2 protein-coding genes are annotated in these 1,882 nt (G+C 61.7%); both read right to left on the bottom strand.

What is annotated here, in order from left to right; translation table 11 throughout:
* Nucleotides 1-93: 93 nt before the first annotated feature.
* Nucleotides 94-1,371, bottom strand: a complete 1,278-nt coding sequence (locus WA989_RS17915; protein ID WP_424341832.1) for a PQQ-dependent sugar dehydrogenase — start codon at nt 1,369-1,371, stop codon at nt 94-96.
* Between the two features lie 94 nt (nt 1,372-1,465).
* Nucleotides 1,466-1,882: trypsin-like serine protease (locus WA989_RS17910; protein ID WP_424341831.1), on the bottom strand; the 417-nt coding region annotated here is incomplete at its 5' end.

Genomic DNA, 1,882 nt, shown 5'->3' with positions numbered 1-1,882 from the left:
TGGCAGGCGAACCCTTTTTGTTAAAGATATTTGACACCTATGTAGTCAAATATTTTTGACTGTCAAATATTTTTTACAAGTTTTCTGTCTGCCCTAATCTGCCCGGCTGATCCGCCAGACAACGTTACCAACGTCATCTGTTACTAGCAGCGCACCATCGTCCGCCGTGGCAACATCGACCGGGCGGCCGCGGGCCTTGTCGCCGTCGAGGAAGCCGGCCAGCACGTCGACTGGATCGCCGGATGGCATCGCGCCATCGAACGGCACGAAGATGACCTTGTAGCCGCTGCGCGGATTGCGGTTCCATGAGCCGTGCTGGCCGATAAAGGCGCCCGAGGCGTAATCAGCGCCGAGGTCTGTGTCTTCGGAGAATTCGAGCCCCAGCGAGGCGGTGTGGCTGCCGAGCCCATAGTCCGGCGCGATCGCCTTGGCGACCATGTCGGGCCTTGCCGGCTCAACCCGCGTGTCGACCGTGTCGCCATAGTAGCTCCACGGCCAACCATAGAAAGCGCCCTCCTGAACCGAGGTCATATAGTCCGGCACAAGATTGTCGCCGAGTTCGTCGCGTTCATTGACGGCGGTCCAGAGCATGCCTGAGGCGGGGTTCCAGTCGAGGCCGTTCGGATTGCGCAGCCCTGTCGCAAAGAGGCGCTTCTCGCCGGTCTCTATGTCGACTTCCCAGATCGCCGCGCGCCCCTCCTCGGCCTCAATGCCATTCTCGGCGACGTTGGAATTCGAGCCAACGGTCGCATAGAGTTTCGTGCCGTCTTCAGAGGCGAGGATGTTCTTGGTCCAGTGATGATTAATCGGCCCGGCCGGAAGCTCCGTCAGCGTTTCGCCGGGCGCGCTGATGCTGGTCGCGCCGTCTTCATAGCGAAAACCGACAATCGCATCGGTGTTCGCGACATAGAGCGTGCCGCCAACAAGCTGCATACCGAATGGCGAATTCAGGCCTTCAAGGAAGTCATGACGCTCATCGGCCACGCCGTCGCCATCTGTGTCGCGGAGCAGGGAAATCCGGTTTGCACTGGGAACGGCAGCGCCGGCCTTCTCCATGGCCTGCTTCATGAAGAAGCCGCGAATGCCGTCGCCGTTTTCCGGCCGCGGCGGCGCATTCGTCTCTGCGACGAGCACATCGCCATTCGGCAGGACATGCAGCCAGCGGGGATGGTCCAGGCCGGACGCAAAAACCTCGACCTGAAGCCCGTCCGCTGCGACTGGCATCTGGCCTTCCGGCCAGCCTGTCGCCTTCGCCACCTTGACCGTGGGAATGAGTTTGTTCTCCGGCTCCGGCAGGACAGGCGAGGTGCCGAAGCCAATTGAGACAGGTGCCTCGGCCTTGCTGGCGCAGCCGGCGCAAAGCGCTGCCATCGAGGCAATTAGAATGGGGGACATTTGGCGCATCGGAGCCTCCTGGCATCGCGTCGGGAATTAGCGATGAAGGTGGGCCGAAGTTGCCGCGCGTCTAGCCGGTTGGCCCCTGAAGCTGCGTTGTTTCCTCAATCCAGGGCGCGAAATGTGCGGCGCGCGTATAGACGCCGGGGCTGTCTTCGCGTCCACAGCCAAGGCCCCAGCTGACAATTCCCACCTGAAATGGCTCGCCATACTCATTGCGGACCACGAGGGGGCCACCGCTATCGCCATAGCAGGAATCCTGGTCATCGCCCCCGGCGCAGAGGGTTGCTGCTCCAAGGCTGTAATCGCCATACGCCTCATCCAGACCGTACCCGGCAATCAATCCATCGAGCTGTGCCTTGCAGGCCTGAGTGTCGACCAATGGCAGCGTGGCCTGTTGCAGGCGCAGGCTTGGCGCAAACACGGCCCGGCCGCGATTGTTGATCGCGCCGCCGGCGTCATCCACCTCTTCGGTATTGCCGTAGCC

Origin of the sequence: Henriciella sp. (assembly GCF_049649345.1) — a bacterium.
Classification (GTDB): domain Bacteria; phylum Pseudomonadota; class Alphaproteobacteria; order Caulobacterales; family Hyphomonadaceae; genus Henriciella.
Note: the sequence above shows the minus strand (reverse complement) of the source record. Positions and strands in the feature narration are given on the sequence as shown.